This is a genomic window from Actinomyces ruminicola, assembly GCF_900103885.1.
In the GTDB taxonomy this organism is placed as follows: Bacteria; Actinomycetota; Actinomycetes; order Actinomycetales; family Actinomycetaceae; genus Actinomyces; species Actinomyces ruminicola.
The window spans coordinates 83,867-110,291 of the sequence record NZ_FNIM01000004.1; the positions used below are offsets into that span (position 1 = coordinate 83,867).

At 68.9% G+C, this 26,425-nt stretch carries 21 protein-coding genes; 15 read left to right on the plus strand and 6 right to left on the minus strand.

All coding sequences use genetic code 11. The features are described 5' to 3' along the window. The first annotated feature begins 167 nt into the window (after positions 1–167). The 11 genes from eccD to BLR49_RS05340 all read left to right on the plus strand — a co-directional run bounded on the left by eccD (position 168) and on the right by BLR49_RS05340 (position 13,857). Positions 168–1,520: a type VII secretion integral membrane protein EccD gene (eccD, locus tag BLR49_RS05295; RefSeq protein ID WP_245690477.1), complete on the plus strand. Its 1,353-nt coding sequence runs from the start codon at positions 168–170 to the stop codon at positions 1,518–1,520. Then, positions 1,521–2,849, plus strand: coding sequence for a type VII secretion protein EccB (gene eccB, locus BLR49_RS05300; RefSeq protein WP_092534570.1), 1,329 nt, complete (start codon positions 1,521–1,523; stop codon positions 2,847–2,849). Then, positions 2,846–4,438: a S8 family serine peptidase gene (locus BLR49_RS05305; RefSeq protein ID WP_143013706.1), complete on the plus strand. Its 1,593-nt coding sequence runs from the start codon at positions 2,846–2,848 to the stop codon at positions 4,436–4,438. Before eccB ends, BLR49_RS05305 begins: the two co-directional genes overlap by 4 nt. A gap of 83 nt (positions 4,439–4,521) precedes the next feature. Continuing rightward, entirely contained in the window at positions 4,522–5,049 is a 528-nt protein-coding gene (locus BLR49_RS05310; protein WP_092534576.1) for a YbaB/EbfC family nucleoid-associated protein, read from the plus strand. Beyond that, a complete protein-coding gene (locus BLR49_RS05315) occupies positions 5,049–5,360 on the plus strand; it encodes a type VII secretion target (protein ID WP_143013707.1) in 312 nt (103 codons plus the stop codon). The genes BLR49_RS05310 and BLR49_RS05315 overlap by 1 nt, the downstream gene beginning before the upstream one ends. A gap of 61 nt (positions 5,361–5,421) precedes the next feature. Next, positions 5,422–8,742: a hypothetical protein gene (locus tag BLR49_RS05320; RefSeq protein WP_143013708.1), complete on the plus strand. Its 3,321-nt coding sequence runs from the start codon at positions 5,422–5,424 to the stop codon at positions 8,740–8,742. A gap of 103 nt (positions 8,743–8,845) precedes the next feature. Next, a complete protein-coding gene (locus tag BLR49_RS13000) occupies positions 8,846–9,439 on the plus strand; it encodes a DUF6301 family protein (protein ID WP_143013709.1) in 594 nt (197 codons plus the stop codon). A 1,112-nt stretch (positions 9,440–10,551) separates the two neighbouring features. Continuing rightward, a complete protein-coding gene (locus BLR49_RS05325) occupies positions 10,552–11,631 on the plus strand; it encodes a DNA/RNA non-specific endonuclease (RefSeq protein ID WP_092534585.1) in 1,080 nt (359 codons plus the stop codon). A gap of 4 nt (positions 11,632–11,635) precedes the next feature. After that, positions 11,636–12,142 (plus strand): hypothetical protein, encoded by a 507-nt coding sequence (locus BLR49_RS13005; protein WP_143013710.1) that lies wholly within the window; start codon positions 11,636–11,638, stop codon positions 12,140–12,142. A 228-nt stretch (positions 12,143–12,370) separates the two neighbouring features. Beyond that, positions 12,371–13,333, plus strand: coding sequence for a hypothetical protein (locus BLR49_RS05335; protein ID WP_092534591.1), 963 nt, complete (start codon positions 12,371–12,373; stop codon positions 13,331–13,333). Next, positions 13,330–13,857, plus strand: a complete 528-nt coding sequence (locus BLR49_RS05340; RefSeq protein ID WP_092534594.1) for a hypothetical protein — start codon at positions 13,330–13,332, stop codon at positions 13,855–13,857. The genes BLR49_RS05335 and BLR49_RS05340 overlap by 4 nt, the downstream gene beginning before the upstream one ends. Positions 13,858–13,956: 99 nt before the next feature. Here the strand turns inward: BLR49_RS05340 and BLR49_RS05345 are convergent, their stop codons facing one another. Next, the gene (locus tag BLR49_RS05345) at positions 13,957–14,859 is read right to left on the minus strand and encodes a hypothetical protein (protein WP_245690478.1); all 903 of its coding nucleotides are present in this window, start codon (positions 14,857–14,859) and stop codon (positions 13,957–13,959) included. 322 nt (positions 14,860–15,181) lie between these two features. Between BLR49_RS05345 and BLR49_RS05350 the strand changes: the two genes are divergently transcribed. Together BLR49_RS05350 and BLR49_RS13245 are read left to right on the plus strand one after the other, a co-directional pair. After that, the gene (locus BLR49_RS05350) at positions 15,182–15,589 is read left to right on the plus strand and encodes a hypothetical protein (protein ID WP_092534597.1); all 408 of its coding nucleotides are present in this window, start codon (positions 15,182–15,184) and stop codon (positions 15,587–15,589) included. A gap of 83 nt (positions 15,590–15,672) precedes the next feature. Continuing rightward, a complete protein-coding gene (locus BLR49_RS13245; RefSeq protein ID WP_176765790.1) occupies positions 15,673–16,992 on the plus strand; it encodes a hypothetical protein in 1,320 nt (439 codons plus the stop codon). 13 nt (positions 16,993–17,005) lie between these two features. On the opposite strand, the gene BLR49_RS05365 is transcribed toward BLR49_RS13245, so the two are convergent. From BLR49_RS05365 to glpA, 5 genes are all read right to left on the minus strand, one after another. Next, the gene (locus tag BLR49_RS05365; protein ID WP_245690480.1) at positions 17,006–17,710 is read right to left on the minus strand and encodes an amino-acid N-acetyltransferase; all 705 of its coding nucleotides are present in this window, start codon (positions 17,708–17,710) and stop codon (positions 17,006–17,008) included. After that, on the minus strand, positions 17,670–18,698 hold the full coding sequence (locus tag BLR49_RS05370; RefSeq protein ID WP_092534606.1) for a sugar-binding transcriptional regulator: 1,029 nt from the start codon (positions 18,696–18,698) through the stop codon (positions 17,670–17,672). Before BLR49_RS05370 ends, BLR49_RS05365 begins: the two co-directional genes overlap by 41 nt. A gap of 208 nt (positions 18,699–18,906) precedes the next feature. Further along, the gene (locus BLR49_RS05375) at positions 18,907–20,268 is read right to left on the minus strand and encodes an anaerobic glycerol-3-phosphate dehydrogenase subunit C (protein WP_092534609.1); all 1,362 of its coding nucleotides are present in this window, start codon (positions 20,266–20,268) and stop codon (positions 18,907–18,909) included. Further along, entirely contained in the window at positions 20,268–21,731 is a 1,464-nt protein-coding gene (glpB, locus tag BLR49_RS05380) for a glycerol-3-phosphate dehydrogenase subunit GlpB (RefSeq protein ID WP_092534612.1), read from the minus strand. Before glpB ends, BLR49_RS05375 begins: the two co-directional genes overlap by 1 nt. Continuing rightward, positions 21,728–23,476 carry an anaerobic glycerol-3-phosphate dehydrogenase subunit GlpA gene (gene glpA / locus BLR49_RS05385; protein ID WP_092534615.1) on the minus strand — a complete coding sequence of 583 codons (1,749 nt, stop codon included), beginning with the start codon at positions 23,474–23,476 and terminating at the stop codon, positions 21,728–21,730. The genes glpB and glpA overlap by 4 nt, the downstream gene beginning before the upstream one ends. Before the next feature lie 403 nt (positions 23,477–23,879). Here glpA and BLR49_RS05390 point away from each other — a divergent pair, with 403 nt between their 5' ends. Together BLR49_RS05390 and glpK are read left to right on the plus strand one after the other, a co-directional pair. After that, the gene (locus BLR49_RS05390) at positions 23,880–24,614 is read left to right on the plus strand and encodes an MIP/aquaporin family protein (RefSeq protein WP_092534618.1); all 735 of its coding nucleotides are present in this window, start codon (positions 23,880–23,882) and stop codon (positions 24,612–24,614) included. 46 nt (positions 24,615–24,660) lie between these two features. Further along, positions 24,661–26,199, plus strand: coding sequence for a glycerol kinase GlpK (gene glpK, locus BLR49_RS05395; protein ID WP_092534621.1), 1,539 nt, complete (start codon positions 24,661–24,663; stop codon positions 26,197–26,199). The last annotated feature ends 226 nt before the right edge of the window (positions 26,200–26,425 follow it).

Below are 26,425 nucleotides of genomic sequence, written 5' to 3' on the forward strand. Positions count from 1 at the left end.
AAAGCACACAGTTCAACGGCCGTGACACGCGCAGCCGGATGTGCCACGATGGCACGGTCTTACCCCGCGGCAGGCGGGAACCCCGCCATCCCCTCCCGGTTACCCCATCGGGTGCCACCGGCATGGGCCCTCCCGCCTGGACCGCGGATCGTTCCCGTTGCAGGAGAGTGAGCTTGAGTCCGTCGAGCAGTTCCGTACGCGCCGTAGGCACGGTGCCCCTCACCGTCCTGTATCGCAGCGTCCCCGCGGACGTAGCGTTGCCCGCATGCCTGCCTCTGGCCGAGATCCTGCCCGCTCTCGCGCAGCGCCTGGACGCACTGGGGCCAGACGGCGCGGTCCACGGCATGCGCCTGGTGACGGCCAGCGGCGTCGGCCTGGAGGATTCGCGTTCCTTGGCGGACCAGCACGTGGCTGCCGGTAGCGTGCTGACCCTGGAGGTGCGCGACACGGACAGCAGCGAGGATCGCCATGACGATCTCGTTGAGGCGGTCGCGACTGCGGTTGAGCGGCAGGAGGTCGCGTGGCGGCCCGCGGACTCCACCACGATGTCCGTCATGTCCACCTGCGCGCTGTTCCTAGTGGCCGGGCTGCTGTTACTGCGCCAGGGCGGTCCCGCCCTGTTCGCCCCGGCGGCCGCGGGGACGGCGACGCTCGTGCTGGTACTGGCCGCATACGCGCTCAGGCGGCTGGGCAGGGACTACGGCTGGGCGCTGGTGCTCACCGCCGGGGCGCTGGCGGCGGTAGCCGCCTACACGGCCCTGTCCAATGCCTCCGGCTCGCCCATGGGCCTGCGACTTGCCGCCGCGGGCGCAGCCCTGGCCGCGACCGTGCTCGGGGGCATGCCGCTGCTCGGAGACGAGAGGCAGCTTGTCGCCGGGCCGTTGCTGGTCGCCGTCGCACTGGCCAGTACCGGGGCCGGCCTTGGGCTGGCGCACCAGGAGCTGCACCACCTGCTGGCGATGGTGTCCGCCGGCGCCGCCATCGTCTCCCTGCTGGCACCGTGGCTCGCCCTCGCCTCCATACCGATCGACGTGAGCCTGCCCGACCGCACTGAGACGATCAGGCCGGAGCCGGACACAAAGGTCGCGCCGTCCCTGACGGCTCGGGTGATGAGCGCGCGCGGGCTGGTGCTGTCCTCGCGAATCGCCTGCTCGCTGATCGTCCTGGCATGCGTCCCGACGCTCGTGTCTCACGGGTGGGCCGGCACGGCCCTGGCCGCAGCGATCGCGATCGCCTCGTTGCTGGGCACGCGGGCGGTGCGCTCCCGCGCCGACGTCGTGGCGGGGATCGTCGGCGGGATGGCGATCCTGGCGGCGTTGGTGACGTCGGTCGCATTCATCCGCACCGACCTGGTCGCGCCGGTCGCTGGGATGGTCGCAGTGGCGGGCATCGTCGTGCTGTTGCTGAATGTGCTCGGGCCGACGTACCGGCCGCGGCTGGCACGGGTGGCCGACGCCGCCGAGATTGTCGTGCTGCTGACCATCCTGCCGCTGGCGGCACTTGCCTGCGAGGTGCTGTAGGTGGCTTCCAACAAGGACATCCTGGACGCACAGCGGTTCAATCGCCGTCGCCTGGTCACGGTGTTCGTGGCCGGGGCGCCCGGTGGCCGCGAGCTCGAGCCGCGCAGCATGACGCGCCCGCTCATCGGCGGGATCGCCCTGTCTCTGGTCATCGTGCTGGTGTCATGGGTCTCAGGCCTGTTCGTCAGTTCCCTGCCGGACAACTGGGAGAACAACACCCTGGTGGTGGTCAAGGACGAGGGCGCCCGCTACCTGACGATCAACGGCAGGCTGCGGCCGGTCAAGAACCTGGCCAGCGCCATGCTGCTGTCCGAGGCCGGCTCGTTCCAGCAGGTCTCCGTGGATGCCTCCGTCCTTGACGGCATCGAGCGTGGCTCCGAGGTGGGCCTGGACGACGCCCCCGAGCACCTGCCCGAGTCGGATCGGCTGGTGGCCGACGGCTGGTCCGCCTGCTCCGCCGCAGACGGAAGCACTATGACCTACCTGGGCTCCTCCCCCGCAGGCCTGAGCAGCGTGCAGCATGCGCTGGTCTCGGTCGGCGAGACCACCTACCTGGTGGCCGACGGCGTCACCCACGAGATACCGGCCGATCAGCTGAGCACCACCCTGCTGGCGCTGGGACTGGAGTCTGAGCCCGTGGTCGCCGCCGACGCCGCCTGGCTCAACCTGTTCGCCCGCGGCAGCAAGCTGGAGCCCTTCTCCGTCCCGGGTGCGGGCACCCCCGTGGACGGGCTGTCGGCGGCGATAACCGATCCGGTCGCGGGCATGCTGCTGTCGGTGACTGACGCGTCCGGCTCAGAGCGGTACTACGTGGTGCAGCAGGACGGGAGCCTGAGTCGCCTCAGCGACGTGGCGGTGACCATGTACCAACTCGGCCAGGGCGCGGACACCGCTATCCAGGAGGTCAGCGTCTCCGACCTGACGAGCGTTTCCCCCAGCGGTGGCGCACCATCGGACTGGCCCGACTCCCTGACGACTGGCCTGTCGGACGACGACTCCGTGTGCGCCGTATTGGGCGCCGATGCCGCGGGAGCAACGCAGCCAACCGCCCTGGCCGCGGCCGACACGATCGCGACGGGCGGGGTGAGCGTTGACGGAGGCGCGGGGGCGCTGGTGCGCTCCGTATCCGGCGGCACGATGGGGCCGGTGTTCCTCATCACCGACGCGGGCCGCGCCTGGGGCCTGGGCGGGGACCTGAGCGACACGGTGCAGCGACTGGGATACACGGAGGAGCAGATCACCGCGGTCCCCTCGCCGTGGCTGGCGCTGTTCCCCACCGGCCAGGAGCTCTCCAAGGACGCGGTCTGGCAGGGGGTCGCGGAGGAGTGACCCGCACCGACGCTTTGAGCGGACCCAACGCGCCCGCGGGCTCACACCGGTTCCGTGGCCCCTTACGTAGCCTCGGTACGCTGCTCGGCCTGTTCGCCACCGCGACGATTGCGTTGGCGACAGGTCTGCCGGCGGGCGAAACGGCCTCCGCCGACGAAACGCCCGCGCCGGTGCAGACCGGCGCCTACACCGCCCGCACCACGGCCCCCCAGGGCAAGCAGATGGAGACGCCGACGCCGCTGCCGGAGCCCGCGACTGAGGCGCCGGTGGAGGAGCCGGTGGAGCAGGAGACTGCCGCCCCGGAGCCGACGCCGGAGCCGACCGAGGCGTTTGTGCCGGAGCCGGAACCTACCACCGAGCCGGACCCGACCACCGCCGCCGAGGTCTCCGACTGCGAGCGCGGACAGGATGCGCTGGTGCAGACGGTCCCGTCGGTGATAGCGCAGATAGGCATGGAGCGGGCGTGGGCGGTGTCCACCGGACAGGGAGTCATCGTCGCCGTCGTCGACTCCGGTGTCGATGCGACCAACCCGCATCTGACACATGCGCTGGTCGACGGCGTGGACCTGACCGGCGTCGGCGAGGCGACCGCAGACGTGGACGGACTGGGGACCGCCGTCGCCGGGGTCATAAGTGCACGCGCCGTCTCCGGTTCCGGGCTGACCGGACTGGCGCGCGACGCCGCGATCATGCCGGTGCGAGTGCTTACGGACACCTCGGACGGCGCCGTCGAAGCCGGTACGGGCCCGCGCGCCGACCGCACCGCCACCGGCATCAACTGGGCGGCGGACCACGGGGCGCGGATCATCGTGGTGCCGCGTGCGCTTAGCGAGGGCTCCGCAGAGCTGGCCGCCGCCGTGGAGCACGCCACCGCCGCCGGAGCGCTCGTCGTCGCCTCCACCGGCGACCGGCCGCAGGAGACCTCCGCTGCCACGGCATCGGCGCCGCCCACCGCAGCGGGCACCGGGACCGTCGGGGCCGACGACGGTGAGGGCCAGGATGATTCGCAGACCCGCTATCCCGCCGCCTACGAGGGCGTGCTCGGAGTCACCGCCCTGGATTCTCAGGGCGCCGTCTCTGACGCCCTGTTGCATGGCGACGCCGTAGACCTCGCCGTTCCGGCGCAGTCGGTGCTGACCGCCTTCTTCGGCGACGGCGACTGCGTGGTGTCCCAACAGGCGCCGTCATCGGCGCTGGCCACCGGATACGCCGGTGCGGTCGCGGCGCTGGTGGCATCGGCGCACAACAAGGAGTCGCCGGCGGACTGGGCCTACCGACTCACCGTCACTGCCCTGCGTACTTCTCCCGCGGCGCACAGCGCCACCACCGGCTGGGGGCTGGTGGCGCCCTACGCCGCCATCGAGTTCATCAACGACGGCACGGCGCTCGGACCGGCCAACCCGCGGGGCAGCCGCACGGCCGCATCCCCGGCAGTAGCCCTGGCCGTGCCGCCGACCACCGACCCGGCCCCCGCTCGGCGCCGACGGCTGGCCGCAAGCGTTGGAGCAGTGGGCGCCACCGTGCTGGTGACTGCCCTGGTGGCGTCCAAGGCGGGCGGTAGAGCACGGCGGACGGCGACGCGCAAGTGAAGAAGTACCCATGCAGTCCCCTGGCCACTGTGTTGCGGTTTTGGTATGTTCCATTTCAGTTACACACATCAGGAGGAGTTTTGATGGCCGACGACATCGATGACGCCGCGGCGCGGGCGCATGCGGATATTGATGGCTGGGTGCGTCAGGCGCAGGAGCGGGCGGAGGCGTCACAGCGTCTGGCGAAGCAGGTGGAGGCTTTGCGTGAGACCGAGGTGAGTCGGGATCGGGCGATCAGTGTGACGGTGGATGCGGCCGGCAGGCTGGTGGACCTGAAGCTGCGCGAGCCGGCAATGGACTTCACGCCCGGTGATCTGGCGGCGGCGATTATGCGGGCGGTCCAGAGGGCGTCCGGGCGTGCGGGCGAGAGGACGGCGCGGATGGCCGCGGAGGTGTGGGGTGAGGACTCGGCGGTTGCGCAGCGGGTTCGGCAGGCCTACACCGGCGGTGAGGACGGCGCGGCGCCGCAGTCGCAATCGGGGTCGGGGTCGGGCCGGCGGCCTGGGGCCTCCCCGCGGCGGCCTGGGCGTGGGGGCCTGATCGACCCGACCGGTTCGCTGGGGAGCTTTGGGCAGAGCGGTGACGGACGTGGTTCAAGGGGTGGTTGGTGATGGCCGACCTGGAGGTCTCCCCGGAGGTGTGGCGCACCCACGCCGCGCACGTTGCCTCGGTAGGCGACGGACTGGACACCATCGACCAGGCGTCGGACGCCGCCCTGAGTGGCCTGCCCTTCGGGGTGATATGCACGCCGCTGTTCGCCCCCGCCTACACGGTCGCCAAGCTGGCCTTCGACTTGGGAACCTCATTGCTCAGTGGGCAGCTGGACGACGACGCGCAGTCCCTGCGTAGCGTGGCCACCGACTTCGAGGAGACCGACTCCCAGGCCGCCACCGACGCCAACAGCACCTACCCGGCGGGCTGAACCCGCCCCACCCCGCACACCCGCCGTTTCGCTCGTATTAGCTCACCCCTGGAGGTCTCTCGTGACTGTCGCTAACCCACTGGTCGCCGCACAGCAGGAGTCGGAGTCGTCGTTTTGGGCCGGTACCGGTGTCGGTGAGGACATCTCCGATTTGAGCCAGGCCATTGGCGAAGGCTCCTGGAGACAGGGGGCCTTGGCCGGCGTGGGGCTGGCCGGGGACGTGCTCTTTACCGTCACCAACCCGATCGCCGCCGGGGTCAGCGTGGTTGTCGGGTGGATCATTGAGCACATCTACCCGCTGGACGAGATGCTGGAGCAGCTCACCGGTGACGCGGACGCGGTGATGGCCGGGTCGCAGACCTGGACGAACATCTCCAACGCATACACCCAGCAGGCCACAGACCTGCAGGACTACCTCACCGCGGACATGGCGGATCAGGCGGGGTTGGCCGCCGATGCTTGGCGGGCCCGGGCTGGCAAGCTCACCGGCGGTATGAATGCTATGTCAAGTGTGGCGGCGAACATCGCCAAAGGGCTAGAAATTGCCGCGGCGATCGTGCAGTTCGTGCACGACATGGTGCGCGACGCCATCTCCGAGGCGATCGGCATGTTCTTCCAGGCTGCCGCGGAGGAGATCTTCTCCCTGGGCCTGGCTACCCCGCTGGTAGTGGGCCAGATCAGCACCTGGGTGGCGGACAAGGTGAGCATGCTGGCTTCCAAGGCCAAGGACCTGATCAACTCCTTCGAAGCGCTGTCCGGGCTGCTGAAGAAGATCGAGCCGGGCATCACCAAGCTCATGGAGGGCCTGAAGAAGCTCGATCTTTCCGACTGGGCTGAGAACAAGGGCACCCAGGTGGGCCGCAACATCAAGAACCGCATGGGCGGCTCCACACCCAAGCACCACGCCACCACCCTGTCCGCCAGTCACACCAGCACCTCGGGTGGCGGAGCCACCAACGCCTCAACTACCAGCAGCCACTCCACCACCAGTACGAGCTCCAGCCACTCCACCAGCAGCAGCCACTCCACCACCAGTTCCGCCAGCAGCACCGGCGGACACTCCACCACCAGCACCAGCAGTTCCGGCGGCGCGGGCAGCGGTCCCGGCGGATCCGATGCCAGCTATCACGGTATCGACCCCATCCACGGCGACACCACCGGTACAACGCCCTCGTCTTCCGCTCACAGCTCTACGAGCTCCTCGGCAGGCTCGACGCACGCGTCCTCGTCGTCCCCAGCAGCATCGACGTCCTCGACCCCGGCGTCCGCGAGCATGACTGATGCCACTGGTAGTAACCACACCCGGGCCGGCACCGCTACCCCGCAGGCCGATACCCCCGCCGCAACCCCGGCGGCCCCGACGACCGATGCCAGCTACCACGGCATCGACCCGATCCACGGCGACACCACCAGCACCCCCTCCACCCACAACACCACACACGCCGACGCCGGTAGTGGCGCTGACTCCCCACGTACAGGCAACAGTGGCTCGGAGGGCGCTCGCACCAGCAGTCCCGACACGGACACCGGCCGGGCCGAGGCTGGCGCCCCTGACGCCGGGCCCAGCCGCACAAACGACACCGACACTGGACGCGCCGACTCTGGTAGTGCTCCGGCCGAGGCCGACGGCACCCACGCCGGCGACGGCGCCGGTGCGGACGCCTCCCGACCGGCGCACGACACCACCGACGCCCCGGACGCCAAGCCCGCCCGGGCCGATGCCGACCGCCCTGACGGCAGTGCTCGCGACGGGTCCAGACCGGAGGCCGACCAGGACGCCGGTGGCCGTGGTGGCCGGGCCGATGCCGACCAGCAAACCGGTAACGGCACCGGCAGCCGTGACGGCTCCGGCCGGCCCTCCGAATCTGGCCAGGACACCGGCCAGCCCGAGCGCCCGGGCCAGCCCGCACCCACGGGCGACAGCACAGGCCCACACTCCTCCCGCACCCACGCTCCCGACGGCGAGGCACCGGACACCAACAACCCGCACTCCGACCGCGCCCCCGAGGGCCACCAGCCCGACGCCCGACGCACCAGCGACAACGGCAACGGCAAGACCAACCCTGACGGCGAGCCCGAGCCCACCAGCCGCAACGACTCCGACACTGATACAGAGCCCCGCGGCCGGTCCGGTACCGGCGGCGACCCGGATGCCCGAGACCGGTCAGGCCACGACGATGCAGAGCAGCCCGATCAGCACCGCAAGGACGTTCCCGACGAGCACCCCCGGAACACCGACACACCGGACCCCGAGCACCCCAAGAGCCAGGAGCCCGAGCCCGAGTCCGTTCCTGCTCGCAGAGACCCAGAAGACAATTCCCACCCAACTACCGCGGCAACTGACAGCACAACCCCACACAACAAGACCGACGACACACCAGACCCCACCAACCACAACAGCGACGACGGGGACACCGGCAACGAGCACGCACACGACGACAAGGCTGAAGGCGGTGATGATCGGGGTCATGATGACGGTCACCACCACGACCAGGACGAGGACGGCCCCGATCATGAGCGAGACCAACACGATAATGACGCCGCTGACTCCCACAACGGCGACGTCGACACAAGCGATGACGGCGACGGGTTCGACGTTCACGACAGCAGGGATATTCCCGCCCTGTTTGAGCACCGCGAAGAGCTGATTGACCATCGCAACGCTCTTGAGCAACAGCTGGATGAGCAGATGCCCGAGGGCCTCACCAGCAAGGACTTCAACGCCGTCAACCGCAAGAATACGATTCGTGATCTCAGCAGTAGCGGGTATGACCCCGACGATCTAGACGATCTGCAGACAACCGCCAAGGATCTCACAGACACGCGTCGTGAGATTCGGGATACGTCTGCTCGCATTGGTGAGGTCGGGGGTGAGAAGTATTTGGCGGAGCAGGGTACGCCGGTGCTCGATGAGTGGGCGATCGACAACAACAAGGATCTCAACAACGGTACGGTGCCGGGCGGTTACACCGATGGCGCCTCCCGCTCCGCGCCCGACAAAGACGGACACAGCAGCGACTTCTATATTGAAGAGTACAAGGGCGCCGACGCCAGGACCTCAAGCAGAGAAGTGCAGACGCACCACGAGAAAATGGCGAAGCAGGGCAGTGACGCGTATGCGCGTGACCACCTGCTCACCGATCCCAGGTTCGCCCAGTACTTCCACGACCACCCCAGGTTGTGGGAGGACATCAAGACTGGTGACACGCAGTTGCACTACCGGGTGATCTCCACCCGCACCCCGGACGGTCCACCCCACGTGACAGACAAGATCTTCAAGCTCGTCGACCCGGAGAACAACGTAGGCCCGGAAGTACGCGACCACCTACAGCGGATGATCGACGAGATCCGCACCCAGGGTCAGCAGCCGCCCACGCCGTAGAGCGAGCAACTCCCCACGGCGCGCGGATTGACGTCACACACCCCGCCTACCATGTACACGAACAGGCCAACGATCACGACCCCGCACCAGTCAGGAGGACACGATGACCGACAGCACCGGCAACCAACACACAGACCCCACCTACGAGCGCCGACTGCCCGACGGCACCGTCTACCGGGTCGTCCCACCACAGGTCGGAGTACCTGTCATACGCAAGTGGCTCGAACACGACTGGCCCATGACCGCCCAGCAGGCGCTCGCCCTACGCGACGAACTCGGATGGACACCCTCACCGAGAAAGGAAACACTGGTCACCACCAACCTCGGCTCCGGCAGACCCAAGGACGCATCAATCACAATCATCAAGAACAAACTCGACTCTTTCCATATGTTTCTTGCATCATTTGCACCCAGCACATTTGACCATTCCACCGCACCGCTGGCTCGCGAGACATACGATGAGTATGTCAGACTGCTGTCGCACATTTACGGGAAGGGAAAGGTGGAGCGGACCAAGGTTCGGAACGGCATTGTAGATGCTGTGACATGGACTTTACCAAACCGCTCGTCACTGAACATCGGCGTGCTCGGCAGTGTTCTTGATGTAAACATTGATTCTCCTGCTGCTAATTATGCTGCTGCGGCTGAGGCTGAGTTGTTGGAGTGGGAGGCCACGGAGGAAGATGAGGATGAGTGACCGCCCCAAGTCGTCCGGTGTTGTAGAGGAGCTGACAGCTATCTACTAGCGATAAGCGCCAGGTCGGCGGGTGCCGGATCGTTCCCGGATGATGGCGCCACGGGCTCGTCGGCCGGTTCTGGGGCGGCCGTGTCAGCTCCGTCCTCCCCGGTGGTGTTGCCGGAGAGGGTGATGTCGGTCCCGGTGGCGCCGGCGCCGCCCCCGGCGGGTCATCGGCCTCCGGCGGGTCCGGTACCAGCTATCACGGCATCGACCCGATCCACGGCGATACCCGCGCACCTTCTTCGGCCCACAGTGCCGCGCACGCCAACACCGGTACTACCGCTGACTCCCCGCATGCGCGCAGTGGCTCGGACGGCAGTCGCACCAGCACCCCGGATGCGAGCACCGCCCGGACCGACGGCGGCGGCTCTGACGCTGGCACCAGCCGGGCCGGCAGTGGCAGCGTCCCGGCCGAGGGCGGCGATGCGGGCTCCGCGAGCGGCACCCACGCCGACGACGGCACCGGTACGAACGCCTCCCGACCGGCGCACGAGACCACCGACGCCCCGGACGCCAAGCCCGCCCGGGCCGATGCCGACCGCCCTGACAGCAGTGCTCGCGACGGGTCCAGACCGGAGGCCGACCAGGACGCCGGTGGCCGTGATGGCTCCGGCCGGTCCTCCGAGTCCGGCCAGGACACCGGTCGCTCCGAGCGCCCGGGCCAGCCCGCACCCACGGGCGACAGCGCCGGCCCGCACTCCTCGCGCACCAGCAGTCCCGATGCAGACGCCCCGGACGCCAACAGCCCGCGCTCCGAGCACGTCCTTGAGGGCGACCGGTCCGACGCCGAACGCGCCAGCGACACCGGTGATGGCAAGGCCAACCGTGATGGTGAGCCTGAGCCCACCAGCCGCAACGGCTCCGATACCGACACCCACGGCCGGTCAGACTCCGACGCGGACACTCACGGCCGCTCCGGCGCTGACGCCGACCCGGACAGCAACCGGCCTGCCGACCATAACCCAGAGCGGCATCAACCTGATGAGCACGGCAAACAGGCTCCCGACCAGCGACCCAAGGATCCGGAGTCGCCGGACCCCGAGCACCCCAAGGGACAGGAGCCCGAATCCGTGTCTGCTCGCAGGGACCCAGAAGACAACAGCTCCCACTCGACTACCGCGGCGGCTGACAGCACAACCCCACACAACAAGACCGACGACGCACCCGACCCGGCCACCAGCCACAAGGACGGGCCAGACGGCGACTCCACATCCAGGCACTCGAACGACGACGGGGACGCCGACTCTCACCGCACCCGTGATGGCGAATCGACCTCGGATGCTGATTCTCCAGATGCGAAGGACTCGCCTGACGCCGGGGACGGCAAGCAGCACTATGACCCGGATCAGGATGCCTTTAACCAGGAGCACCGGCCCGACATCAAGCACAACGTCACGGTTGGCGCCGACAGCCCCTTGGCGCCTAAGACGACCAAGCCCTTCGGCGACGGCGTCGACCTGCAACCGAACACCTGCTACGACGTGGCCGAACGCGGCAAGTTCTACACCAACGAGCATGGCGAGATCGTGCACGTGGAGACCGAGTCCGCGGCTCTGCGCCAGACGTGGTGGCACCATGATGGTTCCCCGTTGAACCCGGACCTGATGGATCCGTTGCCGAACGCCACCTATACGGTGGACGGCAAGTTCCACTACACCACCGATGACTGGGGCCGTACCGTGCGCGTCCAGGTGGACCGCTTGGATGTGGTGGAAGACGGCCTGCGCTATCGGTCTCAGTCCGTTCAGGAGCGGATCGGGCATTACGGGGACGGAATCGCCGAGCACACCTACGATGGCGGACACACCATCGCCTCGAAGAACGGAGGCCCGCCCGAGGACATCAACGAGGCTCCCATGCACAAGGACCTCAACCGCGGAATCAACGGCACCTACCCGAGGAGCTACAAGAGGTTCGAGGACCAGATCGCCGGCAGCCCCGGCAACTACAGGGACATCGACATCCGCATCGAGTACGACGGCCCGCCAGCCAACGCCGACTCCGTCAACCGCCTAAGCGACGTCAACCCCACAGACAGAGTACCAACCAAGTACAGGGCTGAATGGACGGACGGCAGCGGAATGCCGCGGTCTCAACGATTCGATAATAGAAACCCCCAACAGCATGATGTAGACATCGAGGAGAGTTGACACTATGAGACATGTAGATGCAGACGAGTTGTGGCAGCGCGTTGAGCGGCAGTTTCAGGTTTGGCTCGCTGACACCGGCGCGGACAGCGCCACAATCGAAACCATAGGGATCGGCCGCGTGCAGCGTGACATCGCCTGGCTCATGCGTAACGGTGTCAAGGAGTGGGTGAGGATCCCGTGGGAGTTGAGCTCACCTCAGGGTGATCTTCGGCAAGCGCAGGCTACGCCTGCTCGTGGTGCGTGGACGTGGTGCCAACTGTGGATGAATGCCTCCGACGGGGTATTGCATCAGGAGAGCGACTGGATGCGCGAGCCGATCTTCGACGAACCTGGTGGTGGCCCCCCGGGATCGCGGGAGTGTTGGATTGAGCTGGATCTGTATCCGCGTGACGATGAGTTCATCCCGGACTGGCTGCGCAAGGGCTACGAGGCCGAGCTCAAGCGCCAGCAGCGCAACGCTCGTCGCCGCGAGAACTACCGCCGCAAGCGCGAGCAGGAGCGCGGCGACTGACCGCAGCCGTTTTGTGGGCGTCGACCTATATCACTGATTGAGATTAGGAAGCCCAGAATCGGCAACGTCCGGGAATACGGACGTGCCCGAGCGATACACACGGCATCGGCGACGTCCCACCGCCACCCAGCCCGACAACGACAACGCCACCTCGCACCTAAATACGACCACACATCGCAACCCCGCGCAGGAACCGCTGCGCCCTCAAACCGGGAGAGCCGCACAGCCATGTTTGATTTGATTGGCGACGACGGAGTGCGTCGTCCGTTCACCGGCGATATCCGTGACCTCCGCCCAGGCGTCGTGCAACACCGTTTGCGTATTGATCAGGAGGAGGCCACGCGCCTGGGGCTGGGGCAGATCCCTGACGATCTTGAGGACCAGTACTGGGACCGACGCTGGTACCCCATCCGCCCTGAGGACGGCACCATCGACTACGACTGTATAACCAAAGACGAGTTCTTTGAACGCGACGCGGAGAATCTTCGCCGCAACCGGCTGCGCCACGCACAGTTGCATTACACGGTCACCGAGGACGAGCGCGGCAGGACCCGTGCACGCCAGGTCCCGCCGAAAAGACCCCGCTGGGCGGATGACCCGACGGGGCTGAAGATGCTCCCGCCCACCTGCAGCTTCCGGTTGCGACGGGGCTTTCTGACCAGCATCCGGCTCGACGCCGACCAGCCAGAGCCCGACGTCAACCAGTGGTATGACAGGCTTAACCGTCAGGAGCAGGATGCCTGGATCGTGGGACTGTTCCATACTGACGCTCCTGAAGGCCAGACCACGTTGGTGCTGGAGTACTACGGGCAGGCATGGGCGGCAGCCCGCACCGACGGCGTCCCCTGGCCCACCGACCTGAACTCCACCGAGCTCAGCATTCCGACACTGTGGCTGCCCGTGACCCTGACACCGCTGCCCGCCATCCCCAACGACCCGGGCAGCCCAGTATCCATCCCCCCATCCGCCGAGACCGTCGCCGCCCAGGTCGCCACCGACCACGCCATATTCGGCCCCTGGTGGAGTGATGGAGACCCTATCCTGCCGTACCGGCCCCAACCATGGATCAAGCCCGCACCAAACCGTGAACACTTCCGACAAGCACTGGGCCACAAAGCCGAGCGCTCCTACCGGAAGGCCCAGGAACACAAACACGACGAGTCCCATAACCAGGAGGAAACTGGCCAATGACGACACCCGACCAGCCCGTTCCCGATCAGCTCACGCCCGAGGAGCGCTTCGAGCGCGCCGTCGCGGGACTGCGCGAGCTGCCGCCCACCGGGGCGGTCACCTTCCGGGGCATCACCAGCCCCTCCGGCACCCAGCCAGGAGTGGTAGTGCCCCGGGGCATCACCGCCACCAGCCGTGACCTCGTGGTAGCCACCGCGGGAATGACCAGCCCCGGCATCGCCGTCTTTGTCGTACATACCGGAAGGGATGTGGGGCCGGTGTCGGCCGTTCCCCAGGCCCAGGAGGTCGCGCTCCTGCCGGGTACCGTCTTGTACACCGGCCGCTTCCTCCAGGTCGCCGGGCACACCGTCGAACTGGTTGAGCAGCTAATGCCCACCGACGACCAACAGTGGGCCAGCCAACTCACCAACGACGCCGTCGCCCGGCTCATGCGCGCCGTAGCCACCACCATCACCAACGCCCAGGGACAAACACCCCCGGTCGACCCCGCCTACTGCGCCCGCTTCGCCGCACCAATCGCATGAGCGACAGTCCAGCACATGCCGGAGTGCCGCTTTGACGGGTTGACCAGCCGACTGCCAAGCCGAACCCGCACATGCTGCCCGGCTCGTAGCAGCAGTCGATCACCGCAGCCCGAAGCGCCGCTCCTGACTCTCACGCACCACCTGCTGCGCCTGCCAGGTGATACCCGACAGCGGAATGTACTCACCCGTCTCCTGCGTGTAACCACGCGCCACCGCCCAGTCCCAAATACGCGAGCACTGGGCCACCGCCTTCGCCTCCAGCGACGGAGGCCATGCCCCCATCCAGGTCAGCCCCATGAGCGCCACCGCCTGCCCGTCCGGCATCACCATGCAGGCATCCGCGCTCTTGACGACCTTCCCGAACGTGAGGCGGGCGAACAGGCTGGTGCGCGACGTCGGCCACGGGAAGTCGCGTGTGCGCCCGTACACCTGCAGGTGAATCCCGGTCGCATCCATTACCGTGCGACTGCGCCGCATGAGGACGACCAGCGCCAGCATCACCAGGCCCGTGAGCAGCGCCACCAGCATGTAGCCGACCCTCTCCGGCTCATTCACCAAGTACCACCCGGCGCTGTACAGGCAGGCGACGCCGAAGCCCGCCACCAGCCAGAAGCCGACACCGCCGGTGGCCGTGAGGCTCGGCTTGAGCACGAGCCGCTCCTGCGAAAGCGGAATGGGCTTCAGCTCAACCTTCAGGGGCTGCTCCGCGCCCGCCATTCCCGGATGCTGGAAACCCGCGGGATACGGCTGCCCGGCCGACGGCGTCCTCGCCCCCTGGCCCGGTGGGGCACCCGGCTGCACGTAGCCGTAACCGGACTGCGCGGGGGCGTGTCCATACTGACCGTTCCCGGGTACCTGCCCGTAGCCCTGCGAACCGCGGTCAGGGGCTCCGCGCCTGCCGGGCCGACCGTACTGGTCGTAGCCCTGCGCGCCCGGGCTCAGGCCGTAGCCCTGTCCCTGCATCTCCTGGCCCTGACCATGGCCCGGCGTCGGCTGCGTCATCTCAACCCTCCTTGTCACGGGATGATCATGGTAACGGCTGGGACTACTCGACGGAAACCGCGCAATCACGCGACGGCGAGGCAAACATCACTGCCTTTCACACCCACCTTGTGGTGACAGTCCGGACACGACTGGCGTAGCGTGTTCGTAACGTGGAGGTGCTCAGCCCCCTCGCGTCCGACGCTTCTGCGTCGGCGCGCCGGGTGGGGAGCACTCCCCACCTTCAGGCGTTCAGATCCATGCCCTCACCGGCTACGGTGAGTCATAAACAACCTAACCACTACAGACTTGCCACCCGCCCCTGCGAACAGTTGGAGACACAGTGTCCGGCAGATTCTCCGTCGACTACGACACCGCGACGAGCAACTCCTCCAAGATGGCCGCCGCCTCCGACGACTACGCCTCACCCGCGGCATCCAGCGTCGGCTCCGTCACCGCCAACCAGTCGTCCACCACGTGGTCCACCCACAGCGAGGCCTACATCTGCATGCGCGCCTACACCTCTGTGCTCGATCAGCTCCAGGCCTGCATCGCCTCCACACGTAAGGACCTGGACACCCTCAAGCAGGACTACGACGCCGCCGTCACCGCCTTCACCGAGCAGGACGAGCAGAGCAAGGAAGACGCCGTTCAGACCCTGAAGAACTGGAGTCGCAACCGGGCCGAGATCCCCGATACGTCAAAACCCAGAGGCCTGCCCGCCGGTGGTCCCCGCGCCACCGCAGAGTAGCCCCCGCGGACTGCACCGCCAGATGCGGGCATACGCCTGGTGAAGACGAAGAAGACTCAGAGGGACGCCGAAGGACACGCAGTATGGGAACCAACTCCGCCGAGCTGAAGAAGATCCACGATCTCGACCTTGACGACTACGTGGATGATGCCACTCTCGCCGGTATCCAGTCCGACCTGGTCTCCTGCGATGACACCATCCGCACCATCGCCGCCAGCCCCGCCTTCGAGGGCGAGACCCAACTCGCCGTAAACGGCGCGCTCGCCCAGCTCCAGGCAGAGGTGCGCAAGTGGCACGCGGCGGTGGCCCTCATCAAGTCCGCGCGCACCACTGCCCGTGATTCCATGCGCACCGCCAAGCCCAAGTACGACGAGCTCGCCGACTTCACCACGGACAACATGAGCGAGGATACGGTCGCCGTTGAGAACCGGCGTGAGCGGCAGGCCGCCGAGGCCCTCGCTCCCATGGACGAGACCCTGACCGCATCCACAGACGCGTTGCGAGAAATCGACCTGTCGCGACCCGCCTTCGACCCGAACCGACAGGTGGACCAGACACCACTGGATGAGCTGCCGGGCTCCAATTCTGCCAGCCCCGGCGCAGGAGGCGGCTCCGGCTCGGGAGCGGGCTCCAACGGCGCAGGTGGCGCCGGCTCCGGCGGCGGGGGCGCCGTAGGAGCCGCCGCGGCCGCTTACGGTTCGGGGGCCACGGTTCCCCTTGCGACGTTCGGCACCGGCACGACGGCGATCGGCACCGCAGCCGTGACGTCGGTGTCGCGTCTGGTCGCACGCCCCCACACGGGCTACTCCGTCACCCAGGTGGACCGCTTCACCAGTAGCGTCAACGGCGCCGACTTGCCGAAGGGTACCGCCTTCGCGACGGGGCGCTACACGGTTGAGAATGGCCGACTGGTGCCGCTCGGCTCCTCAGACCAGTCCCGATCCGGAGCTTCCGGCAACGCAGGACTCGTCATCGGGGCGGCAGGAACCACCGCGGCTGCCGCCGCCGCTGCCGCCGCTGTACGCGGATTGAGCGCAGCCTCAGCCGCCGCCGTACCCGGGCTGAACGGTGTCGCCACCGCCGGGTCCACAGCAGCACTTGGGGTCAACGGCAGCACCGGAATGGCGACCACCACCGCGGGCGGCACCTCCGCACAGGGCAGCGGAGCAGCTGGATCCGGCGCGCAAGGTGCAGCCGGGCGTCCCGTCATGGGCGCCCCGGCCGGCGCGCGCGGCGCGGGCCAGTCGCGCAACCGTCGGCGTCCCCACGGCACCTATGACATCCCATTGCTGGAGGACGAGGTGCAGGAGGAGTACATCGGCGACCCGGGCCCAGCCGCACATGCAGGTTCGCGGGAGACCATCACCACTCCGGAGTGGACACGGGAATCCGACACCTGGTGATCCCCGGCCGCTCTCAGTCGTCCAGCTCCAGCAGCATGCGGGTATTGCCCAGGGTGTTGGGCTTGGCGCGGGCCAGGTCTAGGAACTCGGCGACGCCGTCGTCATGGCTGCGCAGCATCTCCACGAAGATGTCGGTGCCCACGGGCGTGCCCTGAATCTCACGGAAGCCGTGGGCGGCGAAGAAGTCCACCTCGAAGGTCAGGCAGAACACCCGCCGCAGCCCCAGCGTGCGGGCGCGGTCGAGCAGGTTGCTCAGGATCGCGTGGCCCACGCCGTGATGCAGGTAGTCGCGGCGCACCGCCAGGGTGCGCACCTCGGCGATGTCGTCCCACATGACGTGCAGGGCGCCGCAGCCGATCAGCCCGGACTGATCGGCGCCGTCGAGCCTCCCGGCGCCCTCCGCGACCGTGAACTCCTGGATGTCCTCGAAGTAGTTGATCAGGTCCTTGCCGATCAGGATGCGCCGCTCCGCATAGGGGCGCACGAGTTCGGCAATGGCGCGGGCGTCGGCGGGGCGTGCCGGCCGCAGCACGGTGCGCCAGGCGGCGTCCTGGAAGCGGTCGGGCAGGTGAGCGGCGTCGTCGGTGGTGGAGACGGCAACCGGCGCCGACGTCCGCCCGGAGGACGGCGCCTCGCCGACGGCGTCCTCGCCCGCCACGCCGACCAAGGCGTCCGGCTCAGCGCTGGCGGTACTGCCCGTGTTGCACATGCTGCCCATAATCGCGCTTCTCCTTCCGTGCGGCCAGCGCCAGCACCGCGCGCGCGGTCGCGTCGTCGACCACCAGGTCGGTGGCCACGCGCGCACGCAGCGCCGCCAGCAGGGCGCGCGCCTTGCCGACACCCGCCACTACGCACAGTCTGCGTGGAATCCGGGACAGCTGCGCAGGGGTCGGACCGGTTGCCCGCCCATTGAGGGCAACATCACGCCAGGTGCCGTCCTGGCGCAGCATCACCGTGCACACGTCACCGACGACGCCGTCGCGCCGCAGCAATTCACGATCCTTCTCGGTCAGGTGTCCTCCGCTGTAGACCTGGCTGGGCAGGGCCGCCGCCGGATCCAGGGAGCCGACGCCGAACACGGCCGCGCTGGCACGATCCGCTAGCGCCAGGATGCGCCGCACTGAGCGCTCGGACCACATGGCCTCGCGGGTGGCGGCATGGTCGAAGAATGCCGGCACTGGGAAGGCGACGGCGCGCGCGCCGAGTCGCTCGGCGAAATCGCCCAGCACCTCCCCCACGTTCGGGCCGTCCCCCTCGGGGGCGGTGGCGCCGTTAAGCTGCACGACTGTCAGCCCCGGCACGCGCCGCCGAGGCAAGGCGGCGGAAACCTCCGACATGGTGGTGCCCCAGGCAGTCCCCAGCACCCCGTTCTCCGGGGCGAGCGTCACCAGCTCCTCGGCAGCGACGGCCGCAACCTGCTCCAGGCGGTGAATCTCCGTGGTGCCCTCACGCACCGGCACGATCCGCGCGGAGACGTTGAAGGTGTCGTGCAGTGCCGCCTCCAGGGTGCCGGCTCCCCCGGGAGCGGTCAGGGTGATGCGGACGATGCCGTCGGCGCGCGCCCTGGCCAGCAGCCGGGAGACCGTGGAGCGCGATACGCCCAGGTGGCGGGCGATCACGTCCATGGTCTCCCCCTGCACGTAGTACATAGAGGCCGCCTCGTAGCACCGGCCGAGCGGAACCGTGCCGCCGGTCTCCTCCGTCATCCACTCTCCCCCGTCGCACGACGACCTGCACGTTCGTGCACAATCGTTGCTCATTATCGCACGGGGTCAGTGGAGCCAATAGCGACGCCCTCTTACGGGACGATGACAACACTATCAAGGCGCTTGTTAGTGCGCTTACGCATAACACACCTCTCCGCGGCCCGGCGTCCAACCCACCCGGTTCGGGGAGGGTGCTCGACGCCGATGGTCAGGGGCGGCGCTCCGGCTTGGGCTCGATGCCGGCCAGGCGGGACAGCCCGTAGGCGGCGTGCAGCACCCAGATCGGGTGCACCGTCTTCACACCGCTGGACTGCTCGATCTGCCAGCGGCAGGTCTCGGTGTCGCACACGGCCAGGTTCGGGTTGACCTCGCGCACGACGTCGAACAGGGGCTTGCCGACCGCCTGGGCGACCTCGTACTTCTCCCGCTTCAGCCCATAGGTGCCGGCGATGCCGCAGCAGGCCCGGCCGGACTCGACCACGTGGAAGCCCGGCACCAGCTCCATGAGCTCGATCGCCGGCATACCCATGTTCTGCCCCTTGAGCTGGCAGGGGGCGTGGTAGGCGACGGTGGCCTCAATGCGGCGGAAGTGGTGGGGCAACTCGCCGGCGTCGTCGAGGTCGCGCAGGAACTCCGACAACTCCACGGTGCGCGGGGAGACATCGGCGAGCGCCTCGGCGTCCACCCCCATGATCTCGTGAGCCTCGTGCTTGAGCATGCCCGCGCAGGAGCCGGAGGAGGACACGATGGTCAGGTCCTTCCCGGCGGCGACCAGCTGCTCGCACAGCCGCACCACGCTGGCGGAGGCCTGCCCGTACAGCCCGTTGGACTGGGCGGCCAGGCCGCAGCAGCCCTGCTTGGGGACGATCACCTCATAACCGATGTGCTCGAGCACCTCGATGGCGCGCTTGGAGGTCTCCACCTCGAAGTACCCGCCGGCACAGCCGTGGAAGAACACGATCGGGCCGCGCGAGCCGGCCGGAACCAGCGTGTGCGCACGCTTGGCGCGACGCCTGAGCCACTCGGCCAGCGACATCGGCTGGGCGTGCGGCATGGGCGCGTCGCGGTGCACCCCGACCGTCTTCTCCATGAGCACCCGAACCGGCTTGTTGGCCAGGGCGGCATTGGCCAGCGGCGCAATCGGGGTCATCACCTTGCCCATCAGGGTGGTCTGGGTGATCAGCCGGTCGCGCACGGGCACCTGGCCGTGCTGGGCGCGCATGACGGCGCGGGCCTGGTTGTTCAGCTCGGCGACCTTAACGCCCTGCGGGCACACCCGCGTGCAGGTGCCGCAGGAGGAGCAGTAGTCGATGGAGTGGTCGACGCTCTCCCCGTTGCGGAAGCGTTCGGCCTGCGGGCCGACGAACTTCGGCCCGGGGAACAGCTCGGTGACCTCCATGACCGGGCACATCGTCTCGCAGATGGTGCACTTGACGCAGCAGTCCAGGCTGGCGCGGGCCAGCGAGTGGGCGGCGGTCTCGACGGCGGCGGCGCCGCTCCTCACCCGCGCCCCGCCCTTGCCGGGCAGCGGCAGGTCCCAGCGCTGGGCCAGGGTGTCGACGTCGAACATCAGTCCTGCTCCTTGCTCTTGTCGGGCCCGGCGGCCCCCGTGGATCTACCGGCTGCGGTGCTCTGCTCCGGGGGGACGGCGCAGCCGAGCTCGGCCAGTACGGCGTCGCCGGCGGCCTCGGCCGACCCGAGGGCGATACCCTCCCCGGACTTCTCGCTCCAGCGGACGGCGCCCGCCAGGACGCCGCCGACGGCATGGACACCGACCAGGGCAGGCTCGCCGTCGGCTCCGAGCGGCCGCATCTGCGCATCGACCGCCACGCCGACGCGGAACAGCCCCTGCGGCGCTCCCCAGTAGTCGTGGTGGATCAGGCGGCGCAGATTCTCGGCGCCGTCTGCGGTTACGCCCGCGAGCGGCAGGCCGAGGACCGTGTCGGTGACCCGCCCGTGGGAGTCCATGTTCAGGGCCCCGGACTCGAAGCCGCCCGCGGCCAGCACGAAGGTCGCGGCGCGGTGCTCGCGGGGCCGTCCGGCGGCGGCGGTGGTGACCGACACCAGGCGGCCGCGCTCCACGCGGCTGTCGACGACGCGCGCGCCCATGACCACGCGCACGCGCTCGGCGGAGGCGAGCCGGTCCAGCCGGTGCTCCAGCCGCAGCCCGGGCACCGACGGCGGCACCAGGGGGATCTCGCCGACGGGGGCGCCCAGGCGCTCGGCGAGCTCCTGGAAGACGCCGGGGCGGTCCAGGCCGAGCACGGCGGGCAGCAGTACGGTCTCGCCGTCACGCACCTTGCCCTCCAGCAGGCGCGCCAGCCGGTCGATTCCGGCGGGGTCGTCCAGGGCGCGGGCGTGTCCGACGGCGTTGGTGTCGCTCTCGCCGGCGCGCGCCTCGAAGTCGACCGTCAGGGCGCGCGCCTGCACACGCCCGCCGTCCGGCAGCTCGCTGCGGCTCAGGTTCCCGGCGACCATGCCCGCGGTGAAGTCCTTGAGCCGGGCCAGGCCGACGACCAGGTAGCGGCCGCCGTCGCGCAGCACAGCGGCCTGCATGGAGGGCTGGACCAGCAGTGTGGGGCGCACGGCCCCCACTGCGGTGGGCAGCCACAGGTTCGCCGGGCCCGCCGCCGAGTCGTCACCCCCGGCTGCGCCCGCGGCCGTGTCCGGCCGCGCGGTGAGCAGCTCGGGGCCGACCAGGGCGGCGAAGCGGTCCACGCCGGCGGCCGTGGCGCGCCGACCGATCACGCGGTAGGGGTGCCCCTCGGGCAGCAGGTCGGCTGCGGCGATGGCGGCATAGGGGCGAGTGACGGCGCGGCGCGCGGACCGCTCCTCCGCGGTGGTTCCGGCGCCCGGCCCGGCGGGGCCGGCGGCGCCCCCGAGACGCCCGAGCACGTCGACCGTGCCCGGGGACAGGGCGAGGGAGCCCATGCCCTTGGTGACCAGGGTGACGGTGGCGCCGGCCCGGCGCAGCCGCAGGGCGGCGGCGTACCCCGATATTCCGGCACCGATGACGACGACGTCGCTGCTCATGCGCGGACCTCCTGTTTCTGGTCGGTGGCGGCGCGGGAAGCACCCGCCAGGGCTGCGGCGTCGGGGTCGAGCCGGGGCGGGGCGGCCAGGGCCGCCATGGCCGCAGCCATCTCCTCAGGCAGCTCCTCGCCGTCCTCGGCGTCCGCGATGGGCGTGGCCGCGGCGGCGGGGCGCGCGGCAGTGGGAAGGTCCTCGACGTCGAGGGTTCCCTGCAGCATCCAGAAGTCCAGCGCCGCCTCGCGGACCTGTTCGCCGTGCAGGATCGACCACAGCCCGATCCAGCGGTGCCGCAGGAAGGTGCGCAGCAGCTCGGTGGCGTCGGCGGCGTCGGCACGCCCCTGGCACACGTGCACGCCGGCGACGCGGGCGGCGCAGAAGCCGCCCTGGCACGGGCCCATGCCGATGCGCAGCTGGCGGCGCAGGTCGTCGAAGGACGCGTCGGGCTGCTCATCCATCAGGTCGGTGAGCATCTTGCGGGTCACCAGCTCGCACTCGCATATCGTCTGGTTCTCCAGCCGGTCCTGCTCGCGCGCCGCCAGGCGGTGGGTGACGCGGTAGTTGCGGCCGTGCTCGGAGCCGGGGACGGCCTCGGCGTCGGTGGTGCAGGGCCTATCGACACCGAGCTCGGCGCAGACGGCGTCGACGGTGTTCTTGGCCATGAGTCGGTAGGTGGTGAGCTTGCCGCCGGCCACGGTGATCAGCCCGGCCAGCCCCTCGGCCTCGCTGTGCCGCAGCACGGTCATGCCGCGGCTCATGTGCCGGGTGTCGGTTCCGGACACGCGCTTGTCGCGCACCAGGGGGCGGGCGCCGGCCCAGGCGTGCACGGTGCGGGTCTGCCTGAAGCCGGGGATGAGCACCTCGCCGGCGTCGAGCATCTGGGCGACTTCCTCGCGGGGGATGAGCAGGTGGTCGGGGTCGGGCACGCGTCGGTCGGTGGTGCCGATGATGGAGACGGTGTGGTCGGGGACGATGATGTCTCCGTCGGAGGGCTGGACGCAGCGGTTGATGACGTGGTTCACCAGGCGGTGGTTGACGGCCACCATGATGCCCGCGCCGGCGACGATCTCAACGGCCTCGGAGCCGGCCATGGCGGCGAGCCGGCCGCCCCAGGGGCCGGCCGCGTTGACGACCATGGCGCATGAGATGGTCAGGTCCTCGCCGGTCTTGAGGCCATGAGCGCGCACGGCGACGACGCGCCGGTCGGCCCCCTCGCCCTCTACCACCAGGTCGGTGACCTCGTGATAGGTCAGGATCTCGGCGCCGTAGGCCCGGGCCGAGCGGGCGGCTCCCCAGACCATCTGCCAGCCGTCGACGGCGCCGTCGTTGACGGCGAAGGCGCGCTTGATACCGGGGTTGAGGCGCGGCTCTATGCGCAGGGCCTCCGACAGGCTGAGCTCCTCGCAGGCGACGCCCGCCTGCTGCGCACCGACCAGGAACTTGTCGGAGAAGGCCAGGTCGTCCTCGGGGGTGACGACGAACAGTCCCCCCGTGCACTCGATGGCGTCGGCGTGAATGCGGGAGATGATGGTGTTCTCCTCGGCGCACTCGCGGGCCGAGCCGGGATCGGAGACGACGTAGCGGCCGCCGGAGTGCACCAGCCCGTGGAAGCGTCCGGAGGTGCCCTGGGCGAGATCGGCTCGTTCCAGGAGCACAACGCTCATACCGCGCATCGCCGCGTCCCGGGCGACACCGACGCCGGTGGCGCCGCCGCCGACGACGACCACGTCGGCAGTCATGGCTCTCACTGGGGGACCTCCTCGTCCGTCGAGGCGGGGCGAATGCCCGGGCCTGCCTGCACCTGCGGCGCGCTCTTGGCGCCACCGTCTTTATGACTACACGCCAAAGAGAGCTCGTGCACGCGGAATGCGCAAACGTTCAACAGGCAACACCGCGCGACGCACCTATTTCCTGCTACAAACGCCCGAACCGGGACCTTTACCTGAAACCACAACGCTTTCCGAACTTAGCTTGGCCTCAGCAACACGTAACAACAATGGCGCGGCACTGCGTATTCGTGTGTGACCTCGAGTACTTTTTGATTCGTTCGGGTGCAGCCAGGGCTTCACCCGTTCCTTCGTGGAATGCGAACGGCGACATGCCGCTCGCCCTACGCATCGAGCACGCTGTCGTGCAGAAAGTGAGCAGGCCATGAGTCTCGCCCAGATCTTCCTCTCGGAGTTCTTCGGGACCTTCATCCTCATTCTCTTCGGAGCCGGCGTCTGCGCCGCGGTAAACCTCCCCAAGTCCAAGGCCCAGGCCTCCGGCTGGATCGTCATCGCCTTCGGATGGGGACTCGCGGTCTTCATGGGTGTCTACGCCGCTTACGCGACCGGCGGTCACCTGAACCCGGCGGTCACCATCGGTCTGGCGGTTGCAGGCAAGGACCTCGCCGCCGGCGTCCCTGCGACGGCGACGAACATCATCGTCTACATCATCGCCCAGATGCTCGGCGCCTTCCTCGGCGCCGTGGCCGCCTGGCTGGCATACAAGAAGCACTTCGACGAGGAGGCGCCCGCCGACGCCAAGCTCGCCTGCTTCTCCACCGGTCCCGGCATCCGCGCCTACGGCTGGAACATCGTCACCGAGGCCATCGGTACCTTCGCGCTGGTCGCCTGGGTGCTCTACAACGGCAAGTCCCCCTCCGAGCTCGGCCCCCTGGCCGTGGCCTTCGTGATCGTCGCCATCGGCCTGTCCCTGGGCGGTCCCACCGGTTACGCCATCAACCCCGCCCGTGACCTCGGCCCGCGCATCGCGCACGCCGTCCTGCCCATTCCCGGTAAGGGCTCCTCCGACTGGGCCTACTCCTGGGTGCCCGTGGTCGGACCGCTCATCGGCGGCACCGTCGCCGGCCTGCTGATCCCCAACATGGCCGGACTGTTCTGACGCCGGCCCCGCATATCACAACGAAGTGAAGTGAAAGGACTCGTCCATGACTGAGACAACCGAGACCGAGAAGTTCGTCCTGGCGATCGACCAGGGCACCACCTCCAGCCGCGCGATCATCTTCAACCACTCCGGCGAGGTCGTCGCCATCGGCCAGAAGGAGTTCACCCAGATCTTCCCCAACCCCGGCTGGGTCGAGCACGACCCGGTCGAGATCTGGGAGTCGGTGCGCGCCGTCGTCGCCGAGGCCCTGCAGAAGGCGGAGATCAACCGCCACTCGCTGGCCGCCGTCGGCATCACCAACCAGCGCGAGACCACCATCGTGTGGGACAAGAACACCGGCGAGCCGATCTACAACGCCATCGTCTGGCAGGACACCCGCACCGCCCCGATCGTCCGTGAGATCGCCGCCGGCGACCCGCTGGGCACCGAGCGCTACCGGCAGATCACCGGCGAGAACATCTCCACCTACCCCTCGGCCACGAAGGTCAAGTGGATCCTGGACAACGTGCCCGGGGCCCGCGAGAAGGCCGAGGCCGGGGACCTGCTGTTCGGCACCCCCGACACCTGGGTGGTGTGGAACCTGACCGGCGGCGTCAACGGCGGCGTGCACGTCACCGACGTCACCAACGCCTCCCGCACGCTGCTGATGGACGTGCGCACCCTGCAGTGGCGCGAGGACATCTGCGCCGACTTCGGCATCCCGATGTCGATGCTCCCCGACATCCGCTCCTCCTCGGAGATCTACGGCTACGGCCGCAAGAACGGCCTGCTGATCGACACCCCGATCTCCGGCATCCTCGGCGACCAGCAGGCGGCCACCTTCGGCCAGGCCTGCTTCGAGGTCGGCACCGCGAAGAACACCTACGGCACCGGCTGCTTCATGCTCATGAACACCGGTGAGGAGCCCGTGTTCTCCAAGAACGGCCTGCTGACCACCGTGCTGTACCAGCTCGGCGACGCCAAGCCGGTCTACGCGCTGGAGGGATCGATCGCGGTGGCGGGCTCCCTGGTGCAGTGGCTGCGCGACAGCCTCGGCATGATCGAGAAGTCGAGCGACATCCAGGCGCTGGCCGAGACGGTCGAGGACAACGGCGGGGTGTACTTCGTGCCCGCCTTCTCCGGCCTGTTCGCCCCCTACTGGCGCGACGACGCCCGTGGCGTGATCGTGGGCCTGACCCGCTACGCCACCAAGGGCCACATCGCCCGCGCCGTGGAGGAGTCCACCGCCTTCCAGTCCGCCGAGCTGCTTGACGCGATCAACGCCGACACCGGCGTCCCGCTCAAGGAGCTCAAGGTCGACGGCGGCATGACCAACGACGACCTGGTGATGCAGTTCCAGGCGGACCTGTGCGGCGTCGACGTCATCCAGCCGGTGGTGGCCGAGACCACCGCGCTGGGGGCGGCCTACGCGGCCGGCATCGCGGTGGGCTTCTGGAACGGCACCGAGGACGTCGTCGCCAACTGGCAGGAGGGCAAGCGCTGGACGCCGTCCATGGACGCCGCCGAGCGCGACCGCACCTACCGGCTGTGGAAGAAGGCCGTCACCCGCACCTTCGACTGGGTCGACGACGACGTCAAGTGACCGCCCGCGCCGCACGGGCGGCCTGAACGTCGTCCGTACGCGACTCGTGCGATCACCGCGGCGGACTGACGCAGAAGCGTCCCCTCGGCGGTAGCGCATTGGGGCCCGGCACCACCACGGTGCCGGGCCCCATGCCATGCCGGGGCAGGTCCGCCGCCGAAGTGGTGGGGAATCCACACAGGCCTGCCGAGCCTCACACGTCGAGACCGAAAAGATGAGATGATCC